25 protein-coding genes are annotated in these 24,875 nt (G+C 50.2%); 9 read left to right on the forward strand and 16 right to left on the reverse strand.

Annotated elements, in window-relative coordinates; translation table 11 throughout:
• Positions 1 to 14 precede the first annotated feature (14 nt).
• Complete coding sequence (locus C3D30_RS10550) at positions 15 to 551, reverse strand: YniB family protein (protein WP_000222184.1); 537 nt, start codon at positions 549 to 551, stop codon at positions 15 to 17.
• Positions 552 to 697: 146 nt separating this feature from the next.
• On the opposite strand from C3D30_RS10550, the gene hxpB reads away from it, so the two are divergent.
• The 3 genes from hxpB to tcyP all read left to right on the forward strand — a co-directional run bounded on the left by hxpB (position 698) and on the right by tcyP (position 3,643).
• Complete coding sequence (gene hxpB / locus C3D30_RS10555; RefSeq protein WP_000106839.1) at positions 698 to 1,366, forward strand: hexitol phosphatase HxpB; 669 nt, start codon at positions 698 to 700, stop codon at positions 1,364 to 1,366.
• A gap of 162 nt (positions 1,367 to 1,528) precedes the next feature.
• Positions 1,529 to 2,119, forward strand: coding sequence for a metal-dependent hydrolase (locus C3D30_RS10560; protein ID WP_105286859.1), 591 nt, complete (start codon positions 1,529 to 1,531; stop codon positions 2,117 to 2,119).
• Between the two features lie 132 nt (positions 2,120 to 2,251).
• On the forward strand, positions 2,252 to 3,643 hold the full coding sequence (tcyP, locus tag C3D30_RS10565) for a cystine/sulfocysteine:cation symporter (protein ID WP_001010734.1): 1,392 nt from the start codon (positions 2,252 to 2,254) through the stop codon (positions 3,641 to 3,643).
• Positions 3,644 to 3,688: 45 nt separating this feature from the next.
• On the opposite strand, the gene cedA is transcribed toward tcyP, so the two are convergent.
• On the reverse strand, positions 3,689 to 3,952 hold the full coding sequence (gene cedA, locus C3D30_RS10570) for a cell division activator CedA (RefSeq protein WP_001241546.1): 264 nt from the start codon (positions 3,950 to 3,952) through the stop codon (positions 3,689 to 3,691).
• Positions 3,953 to 4,134: 182 nt separating this feature from the next.
• Between cedA and katE the strand changes: the two genes are divergently transcribed.
• Positions 4,135 to 6,396, forward strand: a complete 2,262-nt coding sequence (katE, locus tag C3D30_RS10575; RefSeq protein WP_105286860.1) for a catalase HPII — start codon at positions 4,135 to 4,137, stop codon at positions 6,394 to 6,396.
• 46 nt (positions 6,397 to 6,442) lie between these two features.
• Here the strand turns inward: katE and chbG are convergent, their stop codons facing one another.
• From chbG to osmE, 7 genes are all read right to left on the reverse strand, one after another.
• Positions 6,443 to 7,201, reverse strand: coding sequence for a chitin disaccharide deacetylase (gene chbG, locus C3D30_RS10580; RefSeq protein ID WP_105286861.1), 759 nt, complete (start codon positions 7,199 to 7,201; stop codon positions 6,443 to 6,445).
• Positions 7,202 to 7,213: 12 nt separating this feature from the next.
• On the reverse strand, positions 7,214 to 8,566 hold the full coding sequence (gene celF / locus C3D30_RS10585; protein ID WP_105286862.1) for a 6-phospho-beta-glucosidase: 1,353 nt from the start codon (positions 8,564 to 8,566) through the stop codon (positions 7,214 to 7,216).
• Positions 8,567 to 8,685: 119 nt separating this feature from the next.
• Positions 8,686 to 9,528 carry a transcriptional regulator ChbR gene (gene chbR, locus C3D30_RS10590; protein WP_000983663.1) on the reverse strand — a complete coding sequence of 281 codons (843 nt, stop codon included), beginning with the start codon at positions 9,526 to 9,528 and terminating at the stop codon, positions 8,686 to 8,688.
• 7 nt (positions 9,529 to 9,535) lie between these two features.
• A complete protein-coding gene (gene chbA / locus C3D30_RS10595) occupies positions 9,536 to 9,886 on the reverse strand; it encodes a PTS N,N'-diacetylchitobiose transporter subunit IIA (RefSeq protein ID WP_000968919.1) in 351 nt (116 codons plus the stop codon).
• 51 nt (positions 9,887 to 9,937) lie between these two features.
• Entirely contained in the window at positions 9,938 to 11,296 is a 1,359-nt protein-coding gene (chbC, locus tag C3D30_RS10600; protein WP_000073031.1) for a PTS N,N'-diacetylchitobiose transporter subunit IIC, read from the reverse strand.
• Between the two features lie 73 nt (positions 11,297 to 11,369).
• Positions 11,370 to 11,690 (reverse strand): PTS N,N'-diacetylchitobiose transporter subunit IIB, encoded by a 321-nt coding sequence (chbB, locus tag C3D30_RS10605; protein WP_000412169.1) that lies wholly within the window; start codon positions 11,688 to 11,690, stop codon positions 11,370 to 11,372.
• 300 nt (positions 11,691 to 11,990) lie between these two features.
• Positions 11,991 to 12,329: an osmotically-inducible lipoprotein OsmE gene (osmE, locus tag C3D30_RS10620; RefSeq protein WP_001039038.1), complete on the reverse strand. Its 339-nt coding sequence runs from the start codon at positions 12,327 to 12,329 to the stop codon at positions 11,991 to 11,993.
• Positions 12,330 to 12,529: 200 nt separating this feature from the next.
• On the opposite strand from osmE, the gene nadE reads away from it, so the two are divergent.
• Together nadE and cho are read left to right on the forward strand one after the other, a co-directional pair.
• Positions 12,530 to 13,357 (forward strand): NAD(+) synthase, encoded by an 828-nt coding sequence (nadE, locus tag C3D30_RS10625; protein ID WP_000175014.1) that lies wholly within the window; start codon positions 12,530 to 12,532, stop codon positions 13,355 to 13,357.
• A gap of 229 nt (positions 13,358 to 13,586) precedes the next feature.
• The gene (gene cho, locus C3D30_RS10630; protein WP_105286863.1) at positions 13,587 to 14,474 is read left to right on the forward strand and encodes an excinuclease Cho; all 888 of its coding nucleotides are present in this window, start codon (positions 13,587 to 13,589) and stop codon (positions 14,472 to 14,474) included.
• On the opposite strand, the gene ves is transcribed toward cho, so the two are convergent.
• The 7 genes from ves to astC all read right to left on the reverse strand — a co-directional run bounded on the left by ves (position 14,434) and on the right by astC (position 22,054).
• Positions 14,434 to 15,009 (reverse strand): environmental stress-induced protein Ves, encoded by a 576-nt coding sequence (gene ves / locus C3D30_RS10635; RefSeq protein ID WP_010345878.1) that lies wholly within the window; start codon positions 15,007 to 15,009, stop codon positions 14,434 to 14,436. The two genes, cho and ves, sit on opposite strands and share 41 nt — an antisense overlap.
• A gap of 202 nt (positions 15,010 to 15,211) precedes the next feature.
• On the reverse strand, positions 15,212 to 15,697 hold the full coding sequence (gene spy / locus C3D30_RS10640; protein ID WP_001228965.1) for an ATP-independent periplasmic protein-refolding chaperone Spy: 486 nt from the start codon (positions 15,695 to 15,697) through the stop codon (positions 15,212 to 15,214).
• A 329-nt stretch (positions 15,698 to 16,026) separates the two neighbouring features.
• Positions 16,027 to 16,995, reverse strand: a complete 969-nt coding sequence (astE, locus tag C3D30_RS10645) for a succinylglutamate desuccinylase (RefSeq protein ID WP_000368468.1) — start codon at positions 16,993 to 16,995, stop codon at positions 16,027 to 16,029.
• A complete protein-coding gene (astB, locus tag C3D30_RS10650) occupies positions 16,988 to 18,331 on the reverse strand; it encodes an N-succinylarginine dihydrolase (protein ID WP_105286864.1) in 1,344 nt (447 codons plus the stop codon). The genes astE and astB overlap by 8 nt, the downstream gene beginning before the upstream one ends.
• The gene (gene astD, locus C3D30_RS10655; RefSeq protein WP_105286865.1) at positions 18,328 to 19,806 is read right to left on the reverse strand and encodes a succinylglutamate-semialdehyde dehydrogenase; all 1,479 of its coding nucleotides are present in this window, start codon (positions 19,804 to 19,806) and stop codon (positions 18,328 to 18,330) included. The genes astB and astD overlap by 4 nt, the downstream gene beginning before the upstream one ends.
• The gene (gene astA, locus C3D30_RS10660; RefSeq protein ID WP_000989448.1) at positions 19,803 to 20,837 is read right to left on the reverse strand and encodes an arginine N-succinyltransferase; all 1,035 of its coding nucleotides are present in this window, start codon (positions 20,835 to 20,837) and stop codon (positions 19,803 to 19,805) included. The genes astD and astA overlap by 4 nt, the downstream gene beginning before the upstream one ends.
• Positions 20,834 to 22,054, reverse strand: a complete 1,221-nt coding sequence (gene astC, locus C3D30_RS10665) for a succinylornithine/acetylornithine transaminase (protein WP_105286866.1) — start codon at positions 22,052 to 22,054, stop codon at positions 20,834 to 20,836. The genes astA and astC overlap by 4 nt, the downstream gene beginning before the upstream one ends.
• A gap of 444 nt (positions 22,055 to 22,498) precedes the next feature.
• Between astC and xthA the strand changes: the two genes are divergently transcribed.
• From xthA to ydjY, 3 genes are all read left to right on the forward strand, one after another.
• Positions 22,499 to 23,305 (forward strand): exodeoxyribonuclease III, encoded by an 807-nt coding sequence (xthA, locus tag C3D30_RS10670; RefSeq protein WP_000673948.1) that lies wholly within the window; start codon positions 22,499 to 22,501, stop codon positions 23,303 to 23,305.
• A gap of 166 nt (positions 23,306 to 23,471) precedes the next feature.
• Positions 23,472 to 24,182 (forward strand): TVP38/TMEM64 family protein, encoded by a 711-nt coding sequence (locus tag C3D30_RS10675; RefSeq protein ID WP_010356792.1) that lies wholly within the window; start codon positions 23,472 to 23,474, stop codon positions 24,180 to 24,182.
• 4 nt (positions 24,183 to 24,186) lie between these two features.
• On the forward strand, positions 24,187 to 24,864 hold the full coding sequence (ydjY, locus tag C3D30_RS10680; protein WP_000939194.1) for a lipoprotein YdjY: 678 nt from the start codon (positions 24,187 to 24,189) through the stop codon (positions 24,862 to 24,864).
• The last annotated feature ends 11 nt before the right edge of the window (positions 24,865 to 24,875 follow it).

Raw genomic sequence — 24,875 nt, forward strand, 5'->3', positions numbered from 1 at the left:
ATGCGGCCTTTTACTTAAATAAATCCAAGCAAAGAAAAGAACACATACCCCGCAGCAATACAAATTACCGGCAGGATATAGAGTGAGAAAATCTGTAAGAAAATAGTATGGTGTGGCACCACAATGCGTGACTCAATCTGCTCACGCGTTAACCCCTCTTCCCCTTTAGCCTTCTCCAGAATGAGTTGATCCTCAACACCTTCGCGCAAAAAGCGCGCCTGGCGGCTCATACGGGCACCAGAGTCTTGCAACGCAAGACCCACAAATATCAGGATGAAAATCACCCAAAACATAACGTTCACACCACCATTAAAATTGGGCGTCGGTGAGTTGTACCAGAACAGATTCAGAAAAGGCGTATTCGCCTGCATCATATCGATCATGACATGCGCAAAATCGAGCATTACAGCATTGATACCTTCCTGGGATTCTTGCCGAACATTCATAAACTTCAGCAAGGAAATTAACGTGGAAACAAGTGTCGGTATAAAAATCACCCAACCCAAAATCCTTTTCAAAACAGCAATGCGTCCAGCTTGTTGATACGTCATGAGTTCTCCTTGATTAAGACGCGTCGTTTCAATTAGTTTACCTGTAGATATCTGTTTTCGCCCATTCTTTAAAGGCGATATGATAGGCGCTTAATCATAAGCACTGCTTAATACCTTACACATAATGCTCTAAAGGAGAGGTTGTAATGTCAACCCCGCGTCAGATTCTTGCTGCAATTTTCGATATGGATGGATTACTTATCGACTCAGAACCTTTATGGGATCGAGCCGAACTGGATGTGATGGCAAGCCTGGGGGTAGATATCTCCCGTCGTAACGAGCTACCGGACACCTTAGGTTTACGCATCGATATGGTGGTTGATCTGTGGTATGCCCGGCAACCGTGGAATGGGCCGAGTCGTCAGGAGGTAGTTGAACGGGTTATTGCCCGTGCCATTTCACTGGTTGAAGAGACGCGACCATTACTGCCTGGTGTGCGTGAGGCCGTTGCGCTATGCAAAGAACAAGGATTATTGGTAGGTCTGGCCTCCGCGTCACCTTTGCATATGCTGGAAAAAGTGCTGACCATGTTTAACTTACGTGACAGTTTCGATGCCCTCGCCTCCGCCGAAAAGCTGCCTTACAGCAAGCCGCATCCACAAGTGTATCTCGACTGTGCAGCAAAACTGGGGGTTGATCCTCTCGCCTGCGTGGCGCTGGAAGACTCTGTAAATGGCATGATCGCCTCTAAAGCGGCACGTATGCGTTCTATCGTCGTCCCCGCGCCCGAAGCGCAAAATGATCCACGTTTTGTGTTGGCGAACGTAAAACTTTCATCTCTCACCGAATTGACCGCGACCGACCTCCTCGGCTAATAAAATCGGGCAGTGTCATAACTGCCCCTGGCTTTTTATCTGAATTTTTATTCAACTGGCGGATTTATCATCATTTTGTGATAAAGAGTTACACCGTCACCACTTCCGCGCACTGTATAAAAATCCTATACTGTACGTATCGACAGTTTAGTGAGTTTTATCATGACGGCGGAAGGTCACCTTCTCTTTTCTATTGCTTGTGCGGTATTTGCCAAAAATGCCGAGCTGACACCCGTGCTGGCACAGGGTGACTGGTGGCATATTGTCCCTTCCGCGATCTTAACGTGTCTGTTACCGGACATCGACCACCCAAAATCGTTTCTTGGGCAGCGATTAAAGTGGATATCAAAACCCATTGCCCGCGCATTTGGACACCGTGGATTTACCCACAGTTTGCTGGCTGTATTTGCCCTGCTGGCAACCTTTTACCTCAAAGTTCCGGAAAGCTGGTTTATTCCGGCTGATGCACTGCAAGGTATGGTGCTGGGTTATTTGAGTCATATTCTTGCCGATATGCTGACACCGGCTGGTGTTCCCCTGCTCTGGCCGTGTCGCTGGCGCTTTCGCCTGCCAATTCTGGTGCCACAAAAGGGCAATCAGCTGGAACGTTTTCTCTGCATGGCATTATTTGTCTGGTCGGTGTGGATGCCCCATTCTCTGCCTGAAAACAGCGCGGTTCGTTGGTCATCGCAAATGATCAATACCTTGCAGATCCAGTTTCATCGCCTTATTAAGCACCAGGTTGAATACTAAAAAAGCAAAAATCACCTTTCTGGAATAAGCAATTCCATTTGAATATAAGAGCCAGCTCACAGTTCTGTTAATCTTGCGCCAACACTATGACTGTTACACAGTGATAGAAATAATAAGATCAGGAGAACGGGGATGAACTTTCCATTAATTGCGAACATCGTGGTGTTCGTTGTTCTATTGTTTGTGCTGGCTCAGGCCCGCCACAAACAGTGGAGTCTGGCAAAAAAAGTACTGGTGGGTCTGGTGATGGGCGTGGTCTTTGGCCTTGCTCTGCATACCATTTATGGTTCTGACAGCCAGGTACTTAAAGATTCTGTACAGTGGTTTAACATTGTCGGTAACGGCTATGTTCAGCTACTGCAAATGATCGTTATGCCGTTAGTATTCGCCTCTATTCTGAGCGCGGTTGCTCGCCTGCATAACGCATCTCAGTTAGGAAAAATCAGTTTTCTGACCATCGGTACGCTGCTGTTTACCACGCTGATTGCGGCGCTGGTCGGTGTGCTGGTGACTAACCTGTTTGGTCTGACTGCTGAAGGTCTGGTTCAGGGTGGCGCTGAGACTGCCCGTCTGAACGCTATCGAAAGCAACTATGTCGGTAAAGTCGCGGATTTAAGTGTTCCGCAACTCATTCTGTCTTTTATCCCGAAAAACCCGTTTGCCGATCTGACCGGTGCGAATCCGACATCAATTATCAGCGTGGTAATTTTTGCCGCATTCCTCGGCGTCGCGGCGCTGAAACTGCTGAAAGATGATGCGCCGAAAGGTGAACGCGTTTTAACAGCTATCGACACACTGCAAAGCTGGGTGATGAAACTGGTTCGCCTGGTCATGCAACTAACCCCTTACGGCGTGCTTGCGCTGATGACCAAAGTGGTTGCCGGTTCCAACCTGCAAGACATCATTAAGCTGGGTAGCTTCGTTGTCGCGTCCTACCTGGGTCTTATCATTATGTTTGCAGTGCATGGCATTCTGCTGGGTATTAATGGCGTGAGTCCGCTGAAATACTTCCGTAAAGTGTGGCCGGTGCTGACGTTTGCTTTCACCAGTCGCTCCAGTGCAGCGTCTATTCCACTGAACGTTGAAGCACAAACGCGTCGTCTGGGTGTTCCTGAATCTATCGCCAGTTTCGCCGCCTCTTTTGGGGCGACCATTGGTCAGAACGGCTGTGCCGGTTTGTATCCGGCAATGCTGGCGGTGATGGTTGCGCCAACGGTGGGCATTAACCCGCTGGACCCGATGTGGATTGCAACACTCGTCGGTATCGTCACAGTGAGTTCAGCAGGTGTTGCAGGTGTTGGTGGCGGTGCAACATTCGCCGCGTTAATTGTTCTGCCGGCGATGGGCCTGCCGGTAACGCTAGTGGCTCTGTTAATCTCCGTTGAACCGCTTATCGATATGGGTCGAACTGCATTGAACGTGAGCGGCTCAATGACCGCAGGTACGCTGACCAGCCAGTGGCTGAAGCAAACCGATAAGTCCATTCTGGACAGCGAAGACGACGCCGAACTGGCACACCGTTAATCCTGGTTCATAACGCAAAACGCCTGTCATTCGACAGGCGTTTTTTTATTCTTCGATCTCATTTTCCTGGCGCACTTGGTTAGCCCAACGCTGGGCGGACTCCGGCACGCTAAATGCTGGTGAGCGCAGGAATGACTCCCCCGTCAGAACAAACGCAACATATTTGCCACGCAGCATCCAGACATCGCGAAACGAATCCATCTTAATCGCATGTTCTGGCGGCGCAGGTTCCGTGCGAGGAACATAGCTAATAATCGGGCGGTTTTGCTGACGTAGCGGTTTCTTCATTACTGGCTTCACTAAACGCATATTAAAAATCAGAAAAATTGTAGTTTAGCTGATTTACCCCCCGTCCGTCCTGCTTTGCGTATATTCCCGAATACCTTCTCTGGCACCACTTCCAGAGCGGGATCACCCTGATGGTCTATAGTTAGAGGGTTTTTTGACCAAAACAGCGGCCCTTTCAGTAATGAATTAAGGAGACGAGTTCAATGTCGCAACATAACGAAAAGAACCCACATCAGCACCAGTCACCACTACACGACTCCAGCGAAGCGAAACCGGGAATGGACTCACTGGCACCTGAAGACGGATCTTATCGTCCAGCGGCTGAACCAACACCGCCAGGCGCACAACCTACCGCCCCAGGGAGTCTGAAAGCCCCTGATACGCGTAACGAAAAACTAAAATCTCTGGAAGACGTACGCAAAGGCAGTGAAAATTATGCGCTGACCACTAATCAGGGCGTGCGCATCGCCGACGATCAAAACTCACTGCGTGCCGGTAGCCGTGGTCCAACGCTGCTGGAAGATTTTATTCTGCGCGAGAAAATCACCCACTTCGACCATGAACGTATTCCGGAACGTATCGTTCACGCGCGTGGGTCAGCCGCTCACGGTTATTTCCAGCCGTATAAAAACTTAAGCGATATCACCAAAGCCGACTTCCTGTCAGATCCGAACAAAATCACCCCGGTGTTCGTGCGTTTTTCTACCGTTCAGGGTGGCGCAGGTTCGGCAGATACGGTGCGTGATATCCGTGGTTTTGCCACCAAGTTCTATACCGAAGAGGGTATTTTTGACCTTGTTGGTAATAACACACCAATCTTCTTTATTCAGGATGCGCATAAATTCCCAGATTTTGTTCATGCGGTAAAACCGGAACCGCACTGGGCAATTCCGCAAGGGCAAAGCGCCCACGACACCTTCTGGGATTATGTATCCCTGCAACCAGAAACGCTCCACAACGTGATGTGGGCGATGTCAGATCGCGGAATACCACGCAGTTACCGCACCATGGAAGGCTTCGGCATTCACACCTTCCGCCTGATTAACGCCGAAGGTAAAGCGACCTTTGTGCGTTTCCACTGGAAACCACTGGCAGGTAAAGCCTCACTGGTGTGGGATGAAGCGCAGAAACTCACCGGACGTGATCCAGACTTCCACCGCCGCGAACTGTGGGAAGCCATTGAAGCAGGCGATTTCCCGGAATACGAACTGGGCTTCCAGTTGATCCCCGAAGAAGATGAATTCAAATTCGACTTCGACCTGCTTGACCCAACGAAACTCATCCCGGAAGAGTTAGTACCCGTTCAGCGCGTCGGCAAAATGGTGCTTAACCGTAACCCGGATAACTTCTTTGCCGAAAACGAACAGGCAGCTTTCCATCCTGGTCATATTGTCCCTGGTCTGGATTTCACCAACGATCCGCTGTTGCAGGGACGTTTGTTCTCTTATACCGATACACAAATCAGCCGTCTTGGCGGGCCGAATTTTCATGAAATTCCGATTAATCGCCCTACCTGCCCGTACCACAATTTCCAGCGTGACGGTATGCATCGGATGGGAATCGACACTAACCCGGCGAATTACGAACCGAACTCGATCAACGATAACTGGCCGCGCGAAACGCCGCCGGGGCCAAAACGCGGCGGTTTTGAATCATATCAGGAGCGCGTGGAAGGCAATAAAGTTCGCGAGCGCAGTCCATCGTTTGGCGAATATTATTCCCATCCGCGCCTGTTCTGGCTAAGTCAAACGCCGTTCGAGCAGCGCCATATAGTCGATGGTTTCAGTTTTGAGTTAAGCAAAGTTGTACGACCTTATATTCGTGAACGCGTCGTTGACCAGTTAGCGCATATCGATCTTAACCTGGCGCAGGCGGTAGCAAAAAATCTCGGTATCGAACTGACTGACGACCAGCTGAATATTACGCCGCCACCGGACGTAAGCGGGCTGAAAAAAGATCCTGCGTTAAGCTTGTATGCCATTCCTGACGGTGATGTGAAAGGCCGTGTGGTAGCTATTTTGCTTAATGATGAAGTGAAATCCGCAGACCTTCTGGCAATTCTGAAGGCGCTGAAAGCCAAAGGCGTTCATGCCAAACTGCTTTACTCACGGATGGGCGAAGTCACTACCGATGACGGTACGGTGTTGCCGATAGCAGCAACCTTTGCCGGGGCGCCATCGCTGACGGTTGATGCGGTCATTGTCCCTTGCGGCAATATCGCCGATATCGCAGACAACGGCGATGCAAACTACTATCTGATGGAAGCCTATAAGCACCTTAAACCGATTGCGCTGGCGGGCGATGCGCGCAAGTTTAAGGCGACAATCAAGGTTGATGACCAGGGTGAAGAAGGGATTGTGGAAGCCGACAGCGCCGACGGTAGTTTTATGGATGAACTGTTAACGCTAATGGCAGCGCACCGTGTATGGTCACGAATTCCTAAGATTGATAAAATTCCGGCGTAAATATGAATAAAGTCACTCCCCCAGGGGAGTGACTTTACAAACCATCTTACACATCAAGATAACTACCCAACCGATAACCTCGCTCGGCAATGGCATACTTCAGCGATGCGGATGTCAACACTTCCAGCTCCGTTAACCGTGGAAAGCAATAAGCACTCTGGCGAATTGTATTATCGACAAACGCCGGATGGCACATCACTTCCAGCGAACGTTCACCACGATGACTGGAATCATCCAGCACTTGCAGAAACAGTGACTCGCTAATCTCTTCACCATAGAACGCGCTACTGAATCCCTGCGAGCTGCGCAGATTAGCCGGTAAATCACCATCATAAGATAGCGGCTGACGGTCGATGCGCAACGCAATCCCCTCTTCAGCCGCAAACTTCGCCACAATCGGGAAAATCTGCGGGAACATATGCACATGATGATGGCTATCAAGGTGCGTTGGTTTGCGCCCAAATAGCTCAATGAAACGCAGATACTGACTGGTAAGTTCCTGAGCAATTTCCTCCAGCGGTAAAGCATCTTCTTCCGCCAGTTGCCAGATCCACTTCCCCAACACACCTTCGCGGGTTAAACCCGGCATTGCAGTCAGCGGCTTGCCCAGGGTGAGAACAAAGTGCATTCCAACTGCCAGACTCGGTTCATCGCGACTCAACTGCACCGCATGGTCGATAGCTTCACCATTCACCAGCGCCGTCGTCGACGTGACAATCCCATTGCGACAGGCCTCGATAATGCCGTAGTTCTGACCTTTGCTTAAGCCAAAATCATCGGCATTAACAATCAGTAAGCGTTCCATAATCAGCCCCGATTAATGTGCTTTTTTAAGTTCTGCTATGCAGTCGGCAAAGTTTGGCAGCCATTTCTCGTGCGCCAGAATCATCTCGCGTGCCAGCAGCTCAGCATCACGATCGGAGTGCACCAACGGGCTAAGGTTTAGCGCCAGTAACACATCGTTAAATTCCCCGCTAAGTGCTGCGTTGCTGGCCGCAATCTCGAAGCCTTTGATGGTGTGAATCAGCCCCATCACTTTGTCATCGAAATGCGTAATGCGCGGATGTGGCGTCGCGCCATCGCGCCCCAGCGTGCAGGTCATTTCTACCGCCCAGTCTGCCGGAATATTATCAATATGCCCATGATGCGGGATATTAACGTAATGTTCCGTTTGCTTGTCGTTGTAGATAGCGTTGATGACTTCGCACGCTGCATCAGAGTAATAAGCCCCACCGCGCTGCTCCAGCTCTTTCGGTTTCACTTTCAGATCCGGGTTTTTATACAGCTCAAAGAGTTGCTTCTCGACTTTCTGTACCACCTGCGCACGCGCGCCGCCTTTGTAGTATTCACCCATTTCAATCGCCAGCATCTCTTTTTGCTTGAAGTAATAAAGCAAATAGGAACACGGCAACAGGTTCAGTGCCCGAATTAAACCTTCGCTAAACGGCAGATCGAAAATATTTTTAACGCCAGATGCTTTTAACTGCCCGGATGCCACACCATCAAGCAATTCGGCGAAACGTGATTTGCCATTTACCAACACATCCTTAATAAACACCATGTGGTTCAGGCCGAACAGATCGATAGATAAATCATCGTTCTCATTCAAGGCTAAAACATCGCCGATAAACATTTTCATGCCAATCGGAATATTACACACGCCGATAAAGCGTTTAAATCCGGTATGACGATAAACGGCTTCAGTGACCATTCCCGCCGGGTTAGTGAAGTTGATCACCCACGCATTCGGACAAAGTTCTTCGACATCTTTTACGATGTCAAAAATCACCGGAATGGTGCGCAGACCTTTAAACAGGCCACCCGCACCATTAGTTTCCTGGCCAAGATAACCATGACTTAACGGAATACGTTCATCCAGTTCGCGTGCTGGTAATTGACCTACGCGCAGTTGGGTAGTGACAAAATCTGCCCCTTTCAGCGCCTCACGACGATCAAGCGTTTTATAAAGTTTAATCGGTACACCAGCGTTATCAATCATCCGTTGGCAGAGATCAAAGATAATATCCAGTTTTGCTTTACCACCTTCGACATCCACCAGCCATAATTCAGTCACCGGCAATTCGTGATAACGCTTAATAAATCCTTCCAGCAGTTCCGGGGTATAACTACTCCCGCCACCAATAGTGACGACTTTTAATTTCTGGCTCATAATTTCTCCCTTCATCAGGAAATACTAATATTATTCATACCTGCCTCTACGTCAGGAATATCCCGGTCTCCCCAGGATAAATAAGGCACGCATGTAAATTTAATGTTCAGTGACAATAGCTACTGATTAAATTCAGTCAATTTCTTACGATAACTATTTGGTGTAAAAGATGTTAGTTTCTTAAACGTTTTAATAAACAGGCTTGGGCTACTATAACCCGCTTCAAATGCAATATCAGTCACAGAATAGTTGGTCATTTCCAGTTGTTTTTTGGCAAAGTTAATGCGGATTTCATTAATAATCTGCATCGGCGTTTTGCCATAATATCGCTGAGTCGCACGCGTCAAATACTCCTGCGATTTAGCCGATAACATCACCATATTTTCCAGCGCATTCTCACTGAACTGCGCTTTATCATGCATCTTTTCAACCGTACTTTTTAACCACTGTGGCACATCATCAATCACCTGTTCTTCGCGGTAATGACGTAAACGGTTAATGACATAAAAAGTGACTATCTCAACAAATTCTTCCAGACCGGTTTCGCTGAAATTCAATGAAGAAATCACCGTTTCCACATAGGTAAGAAAAGTATTATTTGTTCGGTAAACCTGTGAAGCAACAAAGCAATAAGGCAACAACGGCAAATAATGCTGTTCAAAAAAACGTTTACTGATCCCAACGTTCAATATGCGCGTGGCACCAAACTCATAAAAACTTTGATGGTGTGATCCTAACGGAATAAAAACAAAATCGCCCCGTTCCAGCAACACGCGCTTACCGTTAATCTCCTGGAAATAACGACCAGTTAAAACCAGGGTAAATTCATAATAGTCATGCTGATGCAATCCAGTAATACTTTCAGTTTTATTGTAGATAAACACATGGAAATTTTTGCCATTAAACAACTGCTGTTCACGGGCAGTGGCAATTTCCGGCGCATTAATCACTGGCTGCATCATCGACTCCTTATGCCTTCAGTTTTTCATGAAGCTCAATTAATTCGGTAATCAGTTCACGTGCAAGCATGGAAGTCATTAAATGATCCTGGGCGTGAACCAGCACCAGACTCACTTTCATCTTGCCTTCACCCGCGTCGCCTTCAATCAGTTTCGTCTGTACCAGATGCGCTTCATTCAAGGCCATTCGCGACTGATCCATCATGGCTTTTGCCGCTGCAAAATCGCCCTGCTTCGCCTGCTTCAGCGCCGCATACGCCAGGCTGCGCGCTTGTCCGGAGTTGATGATAAGCCCCATCACCACTTCTTCCAGTTCCTCAGCTTCCGTTTGCGTATCAGGAATATTATCGAGATCCATCATACATCGTTCCTCTCTATTCTTACTGGCACGAGTTGCCCGTGCCAGCGTCGATTAAAATTTCAGGGCGTTAGCAATATCTTCTTCGCTCTCTTCTTTATCAATCACGTTCTGCGCTTTGTTTGCCACCACGACAAATGGCAGATATATCAGCGTTGCGATGCCAAGGTTGAAGAGTGCGACCAGCAATGCGGCGACGCTACCGTTAGTATTAAAGAAGGCTCCCAGACCGGTTGGCATGGTCCACGGTGCAATGTTAGTCACCGGTGGGATGATGCCCATGTAGTACGCCGCCAGAGTAATTGCCGCCAGAATAGGTTGCACCAGAACAAACGGGATAAACATCACCGGGTTCATGATAATCGGCAGACCAAACAGAATCGGTTCATTAATCTGGAAGATGCCCGACGGCAGCGCCAGTTTTGCCACCTGACGATAGTCAGCACGGCGAGAAGCGATAAAGATAGCCAGAATCAGCCCCAGGGTCGCACCGCTGCCCCCGAGGAAAATAAAGGAATCCAGCATCGGCTTGGCCCAGATATGGAAGGTCTTACCGGCTGCCAGCGCCGCTTCGACGGAGCCATATTGTTGATAGGTGGCGATGTTTTCCAGCGCCCACGGCGTCATAATGCCGTTGTCCAGCGCGGTCAGCGCCAGAGCACCGTGAATACCGAAGAACCACAGCAGCGGAACAAAGATCACATACGCCCAGCCGACCACGCTACCCAACGATGCCAGCGGCGTCGAGATGGTATCCATAATAATCTGATGGAAGTTAGTGCCCCAGGTATTCAGCGCCCAGGCAATAATTCCCATCACAGAAAGAATAATAAAGCCGGGAATTAATGCTGAGAAAGAACGTGAGACCGATGTCGGTACACTGTCGGGTAATTTAATCACCCAGTTGCGGTGGACAATAAAGGTAAACATTTCTGCCACCACCAGGCCGATAATAATCCCGGAAATGATATTCGCGCCACCTAACCAGTTTGCGCCGACCGCATAAGCTTCACCGACACTATAAGGCGTGACGGTCATAAATGCCGCAACGGATAACAACCCTGCCGCGAGCGCATCGACTTTACGCTCTTCTGCCAGCGCCATACCGATAAAAAACGGCGCCATTAAAGACATAATCCCTAATGTTCCGTTGTATACGTTTCCACCAATACCTTTCAGGCCATTGAGTGTTTCAATGGTTGAGGCATCGAGGCGAATACCTAAGGAGTAAAAAAACGACCCCTCCCCAAAGCTCAGAAAAACGTTATTGATTAATACAAACATGGCCCCCGCAAGGGTTAACGGCATTAAGCGAATAAAGCCGTTTTTGATTGCATTAACGTGTGGCTGTTTTCCTATTTTGACTGCAAAAGGGAGGAGTACCTTTTCAAGCGATGCAATAACATTACTCATAGAAAAATACCCTTAAAAACCGCAATTAAAGTATTGCGGTATAGATTTATGAAATAACTCTTTGACGGAAAAATTAATTTGCTGCGGCTTTTTTAATTGCTGCAACTGCAGCCTTAAGCACGCCTAAACCATCGACTTTGCCATATAATAGTGAATCAATGACTTCAACGGGTTTGTTGGGTAACAAACGCTGGATTTCGGGCAACATATAAGCAATCTGCGGCCCTAATAACACGACATCGGCATTCTGACCTTTTTCACCCGCCAGTGTTTCCGGAAATGCTTCAATAATGACCGGAACTTCATATTTTTCTGCCTGTGCGCGCATTTTTGATACCAGTAAAGAGGTAGACATGCCCGCAGAACAAAACAGATAAATGTGTTTCTTTTCCATAAAACTGCCCTCATCAACGATTATCTGTCAGCCAGACACTCCGCAAGCCTTCACCTGCTTCCATGCTCTGGGTAACTTGCGAAACCAACATGACTTTTTTTGGTGGCTGAAAAGAGTATACGGTATTGACCTGAACGATAGTATTTCTTTGACCATACAAATTGTCTCTCCTTGACCTGTTGTTATGACCTTCTTCACATTTCGGTTAAATAATTCGCGACAATAAATAAGAACACGGGGCAAAAAAAAACCGGCGTAATGGCCGGTTTCCGTTGTAACTCAAGCTTTCAGGCGAAGAAATTACTTCGCTGCTTGTGGATCGGTGTCGTATTCGGCACAGGTCTGATAGCCGGAGTTGATGACATGTCCGGTATCATCTAACGCGACAAAATAGGTTTCTGCTTTACCATCACGTTGACCCAGGATATAGGTCTGGCAAGTACCACGAGCATGGATCATGCTCACTTCAGACGAAGGTTTACCCGCAATTTGTGCAACCTGCGCCCGGCTCATGCCTTTTTTGACGTCTTTCACCACAGGCTGTACAAACTGGTCTTTGGTACGATCATACGCCGTACAACCTGCCAGCATGGTTAATACCGCCGCTGCACCCAGAATTCCTGCCATATTCTTGTTCATATTCCGTCCTCTTGTTTATCAGCGTGTTAGATAAGCCTGGAATACATTGGGCGCTTTTTCAAGCCTGTGAACGAAACGGCTCTGCTTTCAGAGGATTCCTGTATGACGTTTTAACCGCCATTCAACCTGCTGTCGCTTGTCGTTTCTGTAGCAACGGGTTAGCTTTAAGGAAGTTTTATTTTTCTGTCTGGAGGGGTTCAATGACATTGCAACAACAAATAATAAAGGCGCTGGGCGCAAAACCGCAGATTAATGCTGAAGAGGAAATTCGCCGCAGCATCGATTTTCTGAAAAGCTATTTGCAAACCTACCCGTTCATTAAATCATTGGTGCTCGGGATCAGCGGCGGTCAGGACTCCACTCTTGCCGGGAAACTGTGTCAAATGGCAATTAACGAGCTACGTCAGGAAACGGGCAACGAGGCACTGCAATTCATTGCCGTGCGCCTGCCCTACGGTGTTCAGGCTGATGAACAGGATTGTCAGGACGCTATTGCCTTTATTCAACCGGATCGCGTATTAACCGTGAATATCAAGGGCGCGGTATTGGCCAGCGAACAGGCGCTGCGCGAGGCGGGTATTGAATTAAGTGATTTCGTTCGCGGCAATGAAAAAGCGCGTGAGCGGATGAAAGCGCAATACAGCATTGCAGGCATGACCAACGGTGTCGTGGTTGGCACCGATCATGCGGCAGAAGCCATTACCGGATTCTTCACTAAATACGGTGACGGTGGTACTGACATTAACCCGCTATACCGTCTGAACAAGCGTCAGGGCAAACAGTTACTGGCGGCATTAGGTTGCCCGGAACATCTCTATAAGAAGGCGCCAACAGCCGACCTGGAAGATGACCGCCCTTCCCTGCCAGATGAAGTGGCACTCGGCGTGAGCTATGACAATATCGATGACTATCTGGAAGGGAAAGCCGTACCCGAACAGGTCGCCAGAACAATAGAAAACTGGTATCTGAAAACCGAACATAAACGCCGTCCGCCAATTACGGTTTTCGATGATTTCTGGAAAAAGTAATCATTTGCACATAATGGCTTGTGCAAAAAAGAGTGCTTTGTTCATGCCAGATGCGGCGTGAACGCCTTATTCGGCCTACAAAACTTTGCAAATTCAGTACATTGCAGTAGTCGAGTAGGCCTGATAAGCGTAGCGCATCAGGCGGTGTTACTTTTGTCATCGACCCGCCTCTTTTTTAATCGTTTCCCGCCTGTTACACTGGATAGATAACCAGCATTTGGAGTCAACAGTGGTACGGCGTTTAACTTCCCTGCGGCCAGAATTTGAAGCGGCGGCAATCTACGAATATCCCGAACATTTACGTTCATTCCTTAATGACTTACCCACCCGACCAGGGGTGTATCTGTTTCATGGCGAAAGTGACACCATGCCGCTCTATATCGGCAAAAGCGTTAATATCCGCAGCCGGGTGCTTTCTCATTTACGCACTCCGGATGAAGCCGCCATGCTGCGGCAATCCCGGCGAATTAGCTGGATCTGCACCGCAGGCGAAATTGGCGCTCTACTCCTCGAAGCGCGATTAATCAAAGAACAACAGCCACTGTTTAATAAACGCTTGCGCCGTAATCGCCAGCTCTGTGCCCTGCAACTGAATGAAAAGCGTGTCGATGTGGTGTATGCCAAAGACGTGGATTTTTCTACCGCAGCAAACTTATTCGGCCTGTTTGCCAACCGTCGTGCGGCTTTACAAGCGTTACAGACCATCGCCGATGAACAAAAACTTTGTTATGGCCTGCTCGGGCTGGAACCGTTAAGTCGCGGGCGCGCTTGTTTTCGTTCGGCGCTAAAACGTTGCGCCGGGGCGTGCTGCGGTAAAGAGAGCCATGACGCTCATGCGCTACGTTTGCGCCAGTCTCTGGAGCGTTTGCGGGTTGTTTGTTGGCCGTGGCGAGGTGCGGTGGCGCTGAAAGAACAGCATCCGGAAATGACCCAATATCATATTATTCATAACTGGCTGTGGCTGGGCGAGGTTAATTCGTTAGAAGAGGCTGCAACGTTAATCCGTACACCCGCCGGGTTTGATCACGACGGTTATAAAATCCTCTGTAAACCGCTGCTTTCCGGCAACTATGAAATCACTGAACTTGATCCGGTGAATAGCCTGCCAGCCAGTTAATTTCACTGAACAGCAGTTTGCCTTGCGGTTGCAAAAGCCGCAGGGTGTGCCTGCCATCGTACCAGCACGCGCCCTGGTCGGTAGTCAACAGCTTGTCGCCCAGTTGCCACGCTCCGCTAATCACAAACACCACCCCACCGCGTGAGCCAAAAGTGGTGAACGTGCGATCGGCAATTCTGACTTTCGCTTTACAGGCATCAAGGCGCGTCATAATGTTGAAATCCATTGACATCTGACCTTCAGTCAGTTTCGCTTTTACCACCTGATCCGCCGCGAAAGCAAAAGGCTGTAGCGGCTTTAAGGTATGGCTAAAACGGTTAGTGCTTTCAAGGAGCATCTCACCGCCTTCCAGCAGCGTCACGCTCCTTTCCATTCCCGGAAACAACGAAAACTCACCATTTGCCGCAATGGAAGCAATGCTGGCACGCCAGTAAAAATCACGTTTTGCCGGAGGAAAGCTACAGATTTCCCGAGTTTCACCGGCAGCGTTTCGCCACAGGTTCACCGACATTTTACGCATATCAAAGTATTCCATACTCGCTCCCGGCATACTCTTTTCATTGTTATCGTTCAGGCAACCGTGGATTGTTATCGGCAACTCGGGTGATTTACCTTAGTGGTGATTAGGTTTTTTTTGCAAAAGTTGTAGAACAGAAAAGAAAACCGCCGATCCTGTCCACCGCATTGCTGCAAGGTAGTGGACAAGACCGGCGGTCTTAAGTTGTCAGGCTGAAAGATTATTCAGCAGTTGCAGGCATTTTACCTTTTGCCGCAGGGCGTTCTGTCAGACGCTTCTCAAAATTAGCATTAAATTGCTTTTTCTGCTCCGGCGTCAGGATGTTGTAAATCTTGTTCTGGGTTTCCAGGTGCGCCAGCATGTTAGCTTTGCGCTGTTCTTCCATTTTTGCGATCTGCGCTTCAGCTTTCGCTTTGTCGAAGGTATCGCTGGCAATAATGTCATGCATTGCGCGGCGTTCTTCCAGCGGCGGGCGTTTCATCTGGTCACGCTGGCCTTTCATGATTTCGCGAATCTGCTGTTTCTGCGCGTCGGTCAGGTTCAGATCTTTAAACATCATGTCGTGATGCGGACCGAATTTACCTTTATGGTGCATCATCGGCTTCGCGTCAGCCGGTGCTGCGGTAGTGGTATCGGCGGCATGGGCCAGGTTAGCCGCGCCAAAAGCCAGGGTAGAGGCAACAAACAGTGCAGTTAATTTACGCATATTCTATATCCTTCCTTTCAGTTATTTATTACGGCTTTCTTAAGTAACGTGCCGTGTTGACGAGATTAACTTTACTGACTTTAGCGTCAATTAATCAGAGCAACGGTAAAACAATGAAAGTGTAAAAAACACTTTTGCGCCAATTATGGAGAAAAAAAGAAAATTTGATGGAGAGTGATGATGAAATATTACAACACACTGATTTTGCAGAAATTATGAAGAACTATACCTGATGACTGGTGATAAATAAAGCAAATAACCAGGATTAATCCGCATTATTTCATTAAAAAGCCAGTAAATACCCGCAGAATGATTTCTGCGGGCAAGTATTAGGTTATTTTTTCCAGCATTAATCCCGCACGTAATCCCGTCGCCACCAATGGATTAGGGAATAACACATACTCAACATCATGAGTCACAGTAAAATGTTCCTCACCATCCTGCGCCAACAACGTTCCTTTCTTAAACGGCGTGAAGTTCAGCGTCTCGCTTGCCATATGCAGTTCGAAGGATGATGAGTGGCGGGTAATTTGCGAAACGACCCGATAGCGTAGCGGCGACGTTCTCTCAGTACCGACACTCACGCCAGATAACAGCGCAGCAATCGCGCTGGCGGTGGGTGAAAACTGGCGAAGATCGTTTTTGCCAAATGGCAATGCTTTACCAAGTTCCAGCGTACACGCCAGTGCACCGAAATGTTCGGCACTACAATGGGTAAACGTGCCCCCCGGCGCCTGGTGAAACACCAATGCCTCCAGCCCTGCCGCACCCAGCCATGTCAGAAAGTTTTCGTCCCAGGGAATATTACGTTGCGGTAAAACACCAAACCGTGGGTGATACGAACCACGAATCGCGGTATGCAGATCAAGGTGCCAGCGAACAGACTCTTTACCCTGTTCATAAAAATCTTCCAGACACTGTTCCAGTTCGCGCGCACGGCACGTTTCGCCGCTTTCGGCAAATCGCTGCCAGCGTCCGCCAAACATTCGATTCATATCGCTATGGCAATAACGTGTCCCTTGCTTCAGCGCCGGGGGATTTCCAAGGATCGCCAGCAGCCGCCAGCGTAGAGGGATCTCGCCGTGGAGAATCGCGCCAAGCAAAGCATCGAGCATTTCTACCGGCGCGGTTTCATTACCGTGTATTCCCGCAGAAATCACCAGCGCACCCTGCGGTGGCGTTAACGGCGTCAGTTCCAGCAGCCCGTCGCCCAGCCAGCGCCAGCGGACACCGTTGTTTTCCCGCTCTGTTATGGCTGGCTTTTTGCCCGTTAAAGTCAGGGCAAGAAAATTATCCATTACCCCCTCCCTCCCGCTGAAACGGGTAAACCGAACCGAGATTCAGTAAACGAGTCAGTGCATCCAGAGCTTCCCTTCCTTCACGCAGCAATTGCGGGTCAGCAAGATCGGCGGCAGTAAGACGATCGCGATAGTAGCGATCCACCCAGCCATTGAGCGTATTAAACAAGGTATCGTTCATCATCACTGCCGGATTTACCGCCTGATATTCTTCTGCCGTCAGCACCACGCGTAACCGCAGGCACGCAGGGCCGCCGCCGTTTGCCATGCTTTCGCGCAAATCAAAAACTTTCAGTTCGCTTATCGGGTTATCGGCAGCAAGCAATTCATTGAGATAACGCCATACCCCAGCGTGTTCCCGACACTCCTGCGGCAGCACCAACACCATCGAACCATCATCACGGCTCAGTAACTGGCTGTTAAACAGATAAGTCGAGACAGCATCCGCTACGGAAACCTGTGCAGCCGGAACTTCTATCGCCATAAAACCGTTCACCCGCGCGCGCAGGTTTGCCAGTAATTGCGCCTGGCGGGCGAACGCCTGCTGATGGCAAAACAGCACCTGGCGGTTACTCACCGCAATGACATCATTATGAAAAACACCCTGGTCGATAACGTCCGGGTTTTGCTGGGCAAAAACCACCTGCTGTGGATTCACCTGATTCAACCTGGCGACCGCCTCACTGGCTTCACGGGTTTGCCGCGCCGGATAACGGGAAGGTCGCGTGCCATTGCCCTCTTCTCGCCCGTACACAAAAAGCTGAATACCGGGATCGCCATAGTTACCACCGAGCCGATTGTGGTTTGCCGCCCCCTCATCCCCCAGCATCGCCACCTGCGGCAAAGCAGAATGAACGGTGAACTTCTCTTCATCGTTAAAAATCGCTTTTAACAGCGATTCGGTGACGGGCGCTTCCAGCGAACGGTGAAATTTATTGTTCAGGTTGGCGACGGTCAGATGCACTTTGCCATCCAGCGTATCAGCGGATGGCGCTACCGTAGCTGCATTCGCTACCCACATTGGCGAAGCGGAACTGACGCTGGAAAGCCAGTGCGGAGCCTGACGGGCAACCTTTTCCAGCACGTGTTCATCGCTGCCGTTGAATCCCAGTTGACGCAAAACCGGGATAAACGGTCGCTCGTGCGGAGGGATCACCGCCTGGGGGAATCCCGCATCAGCAAGGGCTTTCATTTTCAGTAAACCCTGTTTTGCCGCCAGTCGCGGATTAGAGACCTGAAAACGGTGACGGGTAGAGGCTTCATTACCAAACGACAGGCCCGCGTAATGATGTGTCAGCCCCACCAACCCGTCGAAATTCACTTCCCGGGCGTTCATGGCACCACCTCATCGGAGAAATCCAGACCGGGGTTAAGCGTCGCAGGCAACGTTAACGTGTCTGACTCCAGGCTAGCCATCGGCCAGGCACAATAATCTGCGGCATACCAGGCGCTGGGGCGATGGTTGCCGGAAGCGCCAACGCCGCCGAATGGTGCAGTACTGGCAGCGCCGGTAAGCGGTTTGTTCCAGTTGACGATCCCCGCCCGCGCTTCCAGTAACAGTCGATCGAACTTTTCCCGCTCCGGTGAAACCAGCCCGCAAGAGAGACCAAAGCGAGTGTTATTCGCCATCTTAATCGCCTCATCAAAGGTGTCATAACGCCAGACGCGCAATAGCGGCCCAAACACTTCTTCATCCGGCACGCCCACAACGCCCGTCATTTCGATGATCCCCGGCGTCAGCAATGATGTTCCTGCGCGCAGCAAACGTGGCGCAAGCAGGGTTCGCCCGCCCATCGCTTCCAGTTCCTGCCAGGCGGTAACAACCTGCTGCGCGGCCTGTTCAGAAATCAGCCCACCGATAAACGGCTGTGGTTCGTCATCCCAGTTACCCGGCGTTAACCGCTGGCTAACGGCAACCAGGCGAGCAAGGAACGCATCGCCCTGCGCCCCGCTTTTCAGCATTAAACGGCGGGCGCAAGTGCAGCGTTGCCCGGCAGTGACAAATGCTGACTGAATAGTCAGGTGGACAGCGGCGTCGATATCCGCCACGTCATCAATAATCAGCGGGTTATTGCCGCCCATTTCGAGGGCGAGGATTTTTTCCGGCTGACCGGAGAGCTGGCGATGCAGCTGGTAGCCAGTGTTGGCGCTGCCGGTAAACAGCAAACCGTCGAGATCTTCCAGCGCACTCAGCGCCTGACCCGTTTCGCGCCCCCCCTGCACCAGATTCAGCACACCCGGCGGCAAGCCAGCCTGCTGCCATAAGCGCATTACCACCTCGCCGCTCCACGGTGTCAGTTCGCTGGGTTTAAAGATAATTGTGTTGCCTGCCAGCAGCGCCGGAACGATATGCCCGTTCGGCAAATGCCCTGGGAAATTGTACGGTCCAAACACCGCCAGTACGCCGTGTGGGCGATGGCGCAAACTCGCCGCCCCATCTGGTATTTCGCTGCGCTGCTCGCCCGTGCGCACGTGATATGCCTTGATTGAAATAGCGATTTTATTAATCATTGCCGTCACTTCGGTTGCCGCTTCCCAGCGCGGTTTGCCTGTTTCTCTGGCAATAATCGCCGTTAATTCGGCTTTATTGCTTTCCAGCAGTCCGGCAAAGCGTTCAACTCTTACCTGACGATCGCCAAAGGAGAGCCGCGCCCAACGCGGAAACGCGGCGCGAGCAGCACGACAAGCCAGCTCCACCTGAGCGGCATCGGCATCATTGCCTTGCCATAATACGTCGCCCGATACCGGATTATGCTTCACGCGAAGTTCGCCCTGCCCCGTCACCCAGTCGCCGTTGATCCATAAAGTCATGTTGTTTTCTCCTCTGCGCACAGGCGCACCAGACGAACGCGCTCCCCGGCGTGGCACTTGAGAGCGTCCAGTTGTGCGGCGGTTAAAATCAAACGCTGGGTTGCCGGATCGGCACGCACCAGTACCACGCGGAAATGGTGATAATTTTCATTGGCGACCAGACAGGCCGGGAAATCCCCCTGCGCTGGCTGCCCTTCCGCGACTTCCACCAGCCGACTTTTGCGGATGGCGCGAACACGGTCGATGTCGCACTCCAGCGTCGGCCCACCGTCGAAGATGTCGATATAGTTACGGTAGCGAAAACCTTCTTTTTCCAGCACCGCACGCGCGGGGGCTGTTTGCGGATGCACCTGGCCGATAACGTCCTGCGCTTCCTGGGATAAAAAGTCCGTATAGATCGGATGTTTTGGCATCAGTTCAGCGATAAACGCCTTTTGACCAGTACCGCAGAGAAAATCAGCGCGGCTAAAATCCATCGAAAAGAAGCGTTTACCGAGGCTTTGCCAGAACGGCGAATAGCCGTGCTCATCAATCACCCCGCGCATTTCGGCGACCACTTTGTCGTTAAACTTGTCACGAAAAGCCGCCATAAACATAAAGCGCGATTTCGACAGCAAATAGCCATTGCCCTCTTTGCGCCACTCCGGGTCGAGGAACAGCGTGCATAACTCACTGCTTCCGGTGTGATCATTACTGAGAAACAGCGTCGGTAGCGCGTTATAGACATTCAACTCTTTCGAAGCGTGAACCAGCGTACCGACGCGATAGTTGTACCAGGGATCGTTTAGCCCGACAGCCACCTCAATAGCGCAAATACCCGCCACGGTGCCTGTCTCGCTCTCTTCCAGCACGAACACATAACCCTGCTCGCTTTCGGGTAATTCGCCCTGCCAGGTTTTAATGGATCTGTCGATACGCGCCGAAAGCGTGGCTTCATTGGCAGGGAGCGACGTCAGGCCGCCGCCCGTTTTACCTGCAAGCTGCATTAAGGCTGCGACATCGGTGCGCTCAACGGGACGGATGACCATCATGATGAACCCCGGCTAACAAAGCGTTCGCAAGTAGCGGCAAAGCGATCCAGTCCGGTCGTCACCTCTTCTTCGCTGACGTTGAGCGCCGGCGCAAAACGCACCACGTTGCCACCCGCAATCAGCACCATCACGCCTGCTTTCGCCGCCTCCTGAGAGATCTGTTTCGCTTGCCCGGCGTAATCCGTATTCAGCACACAGCCAATCAACAGACCTAATCCGCGAATTTCACTGAACAAACCGCAGCGATGATTAATGATATTAAGACGCTCAACAAACCAGTCGTGACGCTGTTTGACACCATTAAGCATCTCTGGCGTGTTGATGAGATCAAGCACTTTACCCGCCACCGCCGAGGCCAGCGGATTACCACCATAGGTGGTGCCGTGAGTGCCAACGGTCATCACCCGACCGCACTCTTCGGTTGCCAGCAGCGCACCAACCGGGAAACCTCCGCCCAGAGCTTTAGCGGTGGTCAGCAGATCGGGCGTCACCCCGTAGTGCATATAGGCATAAAGTTCACCGGTACGCCCGACGCCGGTTTGTACCTCATCGAAAATCAGCAATGCATTGTGGCGATCGCATAACTCACGCAATCCCTGCAAAAATGCCTTGCTGGCTGGCACCACGCCGCCTTCGCCCTGTACTGGCTCGACAATCACCGCGCAGGTGGAGTCGTCAATCAGCGCACTGGCAGAATTAATATCGTTATACGCGGCATGGCGGATATCCGGCGGCAGTGGCGCGAAATCCTGTGAATAGGCTGGCTGCCCGCCGGCACTAACGGTAAACAGCGTGCGCCCGTGGAAAGCATTTTTAAACGCCACGATGCCGCTCTTATGGCTACCGTAGCGGTCGTGAGCGTATTTGCGCGCCAGTTTCAACGCCGCTTCGTTGGCTTCCGCGCCGGAGTTACAGAAGAACACGCGATCGGCAAACGTCGCGTCAATGAGCTTTTTCGCCAGCCGTAATACTGGCTCGTTGGTGTAACCATTACCGGTATGCCAGAACTTACTCGCCTGCTCGTTCAGCGTCTCCCGCAGTTCCGGATGCGCATGACCCAGTGCGTTCACTGCAATGCCACCCGCGAAGTCGATATACTCTTTCCCCTGCTGATCCCACAAGCGCGAACCTTCGCCACGTACCGGAATAAACGGTGCCGGAGCGTAAACAGGTATCATCCATTCATCAAAGTTTTCACGCGTAATTGGCTGAGACATAGCGACCCCCACAGTAAATAAATAGTTATTTATATGTTAATAATAAGTAGCGTTTACGCTGTAAATGTAGATTGCAGGGTTCGTGCCAGCCAGTGGTAAAAGTGCATAAACGGCGGCAGTTAACTGGAAATCAAGGCGTTACAACCCAGCGATATGCACCTGAAGTGCATATAAAGTGAATACGTTTGCGATACTGATGAATAAAAAGAATAAAAAACGAAATGTTATGCAGAAGTAAAATATAATTCTGGAATTGTGATCGTTGACGAAATTTACTGGAAATTACTGCGCCATGCTGACGCAACTGCACCAAAAACGGGCATTTTTTGCGCCATCGTTGGCATCATTAACAACCATCGATCAAATCACTTAACAACAGGCAGTAAGCACGGCGAATTTCTGCTAACATCCACGCACTCTTTATCTGAATAAATGGCAGCGACTATGAAATTTGTCTCTTTTAATATCAACGGTCTGCGCGCCAGACCACACCAGCTTGAAGCCATCGTCGAAAAGCACCAACCGGATGTGATTGGTTTGCAGGAGACAAAAGTTCATGATGATATGTTTCCGCTCGAACAAGTAGCAAAGCTTGGCTACAACGTCTTTTATCACGGGCAGAAAGGCCATTATGGCGTGGCGCTGCTGACCAAAGAGACGCCGATTGCTGTGCGTCGCGGCTTCCCCGGCGACGGCGAAGAGGCTCAACGACGAATTATTATGGCGGAAATTCCCTCGCCGCTGGGCAATGTCACCGTGATCAACGGCTACTTTCCGCAGGGTGAAAGCCGCGACCACCCGATTAAATTCCCGGCGAAAGCGCAGTTTTACCAGAACCTGCAAAACTACCTGGAAACCGAACTCAAGCGTGAGAATCCGGTGCTGATTATGGGCGATATGAATATCAGCCCTACAGACCTCGATATCGGCATTGGCGAAGAGAACCGCAAACGCTGGCTGCGTACCGGTAAATGTTCTTTCCTGCCAGAAGAACGCGAATGGATGGAGAGACTGATTAGCTGGGGTCTGGTGGATACTTTCCGCCATGCGAACCCGGAAACGGCAGATCGTTTCTCGTGGTTTGATTACCGCTCAAAAGGTTTTGACGATAACCGTGGTCTGCGCATCGACCTGCTTCTCGCCAGCCAACCGCTGGCAGAATGTTGCGTAGAAACCGGCATCGACTATGAAATTCGCAGCATGGAAAAACCGTCCGATCACGCCCCAGTGTGGGCGACCTTCCGCCGCTAATTTCTCTGTTCTCCTGGCTCACTCTGGGTCAGGAGAATTAACCTTGAGAAAAATCAACAAACTGTCAGTAATGATTTGTTGCCCGCCGTCCTTTGTTATACCGTCACTGCGTTTTTAGTTGTCTGACCACTTCTCTATTATCAAGTTTGATATAGGAAACTCCACGATGAACGCTGAGCGTAAATTTCTTTTTGCCTGTCTTATTTTTGCGCTGGTCATTTACGCTATCCACACTTTCGGTTTATTCGATCTGCTCACCGATTTACCTCACTTACAGGCGCTTATTCGCCAGAGCGGATTTTTCGGTTATAGCCTCTATATTCTGTTATTCATCATCGCCACTCTCTTTCTGTTACCGGGTAGCATACTGGTGATCGCCGGAGGAATAGTCTTTGGCCCGCTCTTAGGGACGTTTCTTTCATTAATTGCCGCCACGCTGGCCTCGTCATGCTCCTTCCTTTTGGCACGCTGGCTGGGACGTGATTTACTGCTGAAATACGTTGGTCATAGCCACACTTTTCAGGCCATAGAAAAAGGTATTACGCGTAACGGTATCGATTTTCTTATTTTGACCCGCTTAATCCCGCTATTTCCTTACAATATTCAAAATTATGCTTATGGATTAACCGCCATCGCCTTCTGGCCTTATACCCTTATTTCGGCATTAACTACTCTGCCCGGAATAGTTATTTATACCGTAATGGCAAGCGATCTCGCCAGTGAGGGCATTACGCTGCGCTTTATTTTAAAACTCTGTCTGGCAGGACTGGCGCTGTTTATTCTCGTTCAGTTCGCCAGACTCTACGCCCGACACAAACATGTGGATCTGTCTGCTTCACGCCGCAGCCCACTTACTCACCCCAAAAATGAAGGATAGAACGATGTTGCAACATTATTCAGCGTCATGGAAAAAAGGACTGGCTGCACTGTGTTTACTGGCAACCGCAGGGCTTAGTGGCTGCGATCAAAAAGAAAATACGGTGGCAAAAGTGGAATACGACGGGCTTTCCGCCAGCCAGCCACTGCGTGTCGATGCCAATAACCATACGGTCACCATGTTAGTGCAAATTAATGGTCGTTTTCTGACAGACGATACCCGCCACGGCATTGTGTTTAAAGATGGCTCCAACGGACATAAATCGCTGTTTATGGGTTATGCGACCCCGAAAGCATTTTATGAAGCCCTGAAACAGGCCGGTGGCACGCCGGGCGAAAACATGACGATGGATAATAAAGAAACGACCCATGTGGCGGGCAGCAAACTGGATATTTCGGTCAACTGGCAAGGGGCGGCAAAAGCGTATTCCTTCGATGAGGTGATTGTCGATAGCAATGGCAAGAAACTGGACATGCGCTTTGGCGGTAATTTAGCGGCGGCAGAAGAGAAGAAAACTGGCTGCCTGGTGTGTCTCGATAGCTGCCCGGTCGGTATCGTCAGCAATGCGACATACACTTATGGGGCAGTGGAAAAACGCGGTGAAGTGCAATTCAAAGGCAATGCGTCGGTTCTCCCGGCAGATAACACGCTGGCAACGGTTACCTTTAAAATTGCCGAATAAAACCAGGATAA

The sequence above is a fragment of the Escherichia sp. MOD1-EC5433 genome (assembly GCF_002966005.1).
Taxonomy (GTDB): domain Bacteria; phylum Pseudomonadota; class Gammaproteobacteria; order Enterobacterales; family Enterobacteriaceae; genus Escherichia; species Escherichia ruysiae.

Coding starts and splice junctions, on each gene's coding strand:
- C3D30_RS10550 (WP_000222184.1), bottom strand. CDS start 551: ATGACGTATCAACAAGCTGGACGCATTGCTGTTTTGAAAAGGATTTTG.
- hxpB (WP_000106839.1), top strand. CDS start 698: ATGTCAACCCCGCGTCAGATTCTTGCTGCAATTTTCGATATGGATGGA.
- C3D30_RS10560 (WP_105286859.1), top strand. CDS start 1,529: ATGACGGCGGAAGGTCACCTTCTCTTTTCTATTGCTTGTGCGGTATTT.
- tcyP (WP_001010734.1), top strand. CDS start 2,252: ATGAACTTTCCATTAATTGCGAACATCGTGGTGTTCGTTGTTCTATTG.
- cedA (WP_001241546.1), bottom strand. CDS start 3,952: ATGCGTTTAGTGAAGCCAGTAATGAAGAAACCGCTACGTCAGCAAAAC.
- katE (WP_105286860.1), top strand. CDS start 4,135: ATGTCGCAACATAACGAAAAGAACCCACATCAGCACCAGTCACCACTA.
- chbG (WP_105286861.1), bottom strand. CDS start 7,201: ATGGAACGCTTACTGATTGTTAATGCCGATGATTTTGGCTTAAGCAAA.
- celF (WP_105286862.1), bottom strand. CDS start 8,566: ATGAGCCAGAAATTAAAAGTCGTCACTATTGGTGGCGGGAGTAGTTAT.
- chbR (WP_000983663.1), bottom strand. CDS start 9,528: ATGATGCAGCCAGTGATTAATGCGCCGGAAATTGCCACTGCCCGTGAA.
- chbA (WP_000968919.1), bottom strand. CDS start 9,886: ATGATGGATCTCGATAATATTCCTGATACGCAAACGGAAGCTGAGGAA.
- chbC (WP_000073031.1), bottom strand. CDS start 11,296: ATGAGTAATGTTATTGCATCGCTTGAAAAGGTACTCCTCCCTTTTGCA.
- chbB (WP_000412169.1), bottom strand. CDS start 11,690: ATGGAAAAGAAACACATTTATCTGTTTTGTTCTGCGGGCATGTCTACC.
- osmE (WP_001039038.1), bottom strand. CDS start 12,329: ATGAACAAGAATATGGCAGGAATTCTGGGTGCAGCGGCGGTATTAACC.
- nadE (WP_000175014.1), top strand. CDS start 12,530: ATGACATTGCAACAACAAATAATAAAGGCGCTGGGCGCAAAACCGCAG.
- ves (WP_010345878.1), bottom strand. CDS start 15,009: ATGGAATACTTTGATATGCGTAAAATGTCGGTGAACCTGTGGCGAAAC.
- spy (WP_001228965.1), bottom strand. CDS start 15,697: ATGCGTAAATTAACTGCACTGTTTGTTGCCTCTACCCTGGCTTTTGGC.
- astE (WP_000368468.1), bottom strand. CDS start 16,995: ATGGATAATTTTCTTGCCCTGACTTTAACGGGCAAAAAGCCAGCCATA.
- astB (WP_105286864.1), bottom strand. CDS start 18,331: ATGAACGCCCGGGAAGTGAATTTCGACGGGTTGGTGGGGCTGACACAT.
- astD (WP_105286865.1), bottom strand. CDS start 19,806: ATGACTTTATGGATCAACGGCGACTGGGTGACGGGGCAGGGCGAACTT.
- astA (WP_000989448.1), bottom strand. CDS start 20,837: ATGATGGTCATCCGTCCCGTTGAGCGCACCGATGTCGCAGCCTTAATG.
- astC (WP_105286866.1), bottom strand. CDS start 22,054: ATGTCTCAGCCAATTACGCGTGAAAACTTTGATGAATGGATGATACCT.
- xthA (WP_000673948.1), top strand. CDS start 22,499: ATGAAATTTGTCTCTTTTAATATCAACGGTCTGCGCGCCAGACCACAC.
- C3D30_RS10675 (WP_010356792.1), top strand. CDS start 23,472: ATGAACGCTGAGCGTAAATTTCTTTTTGCCTGTCTTATTTTTGCGCTG.
- ydjY (WP_000939194.1), top strand. CDS start 24,187: ATGTTGCAACATTATTCAGCGTCATGGAAAAAAGGACTGGCTGCACTG.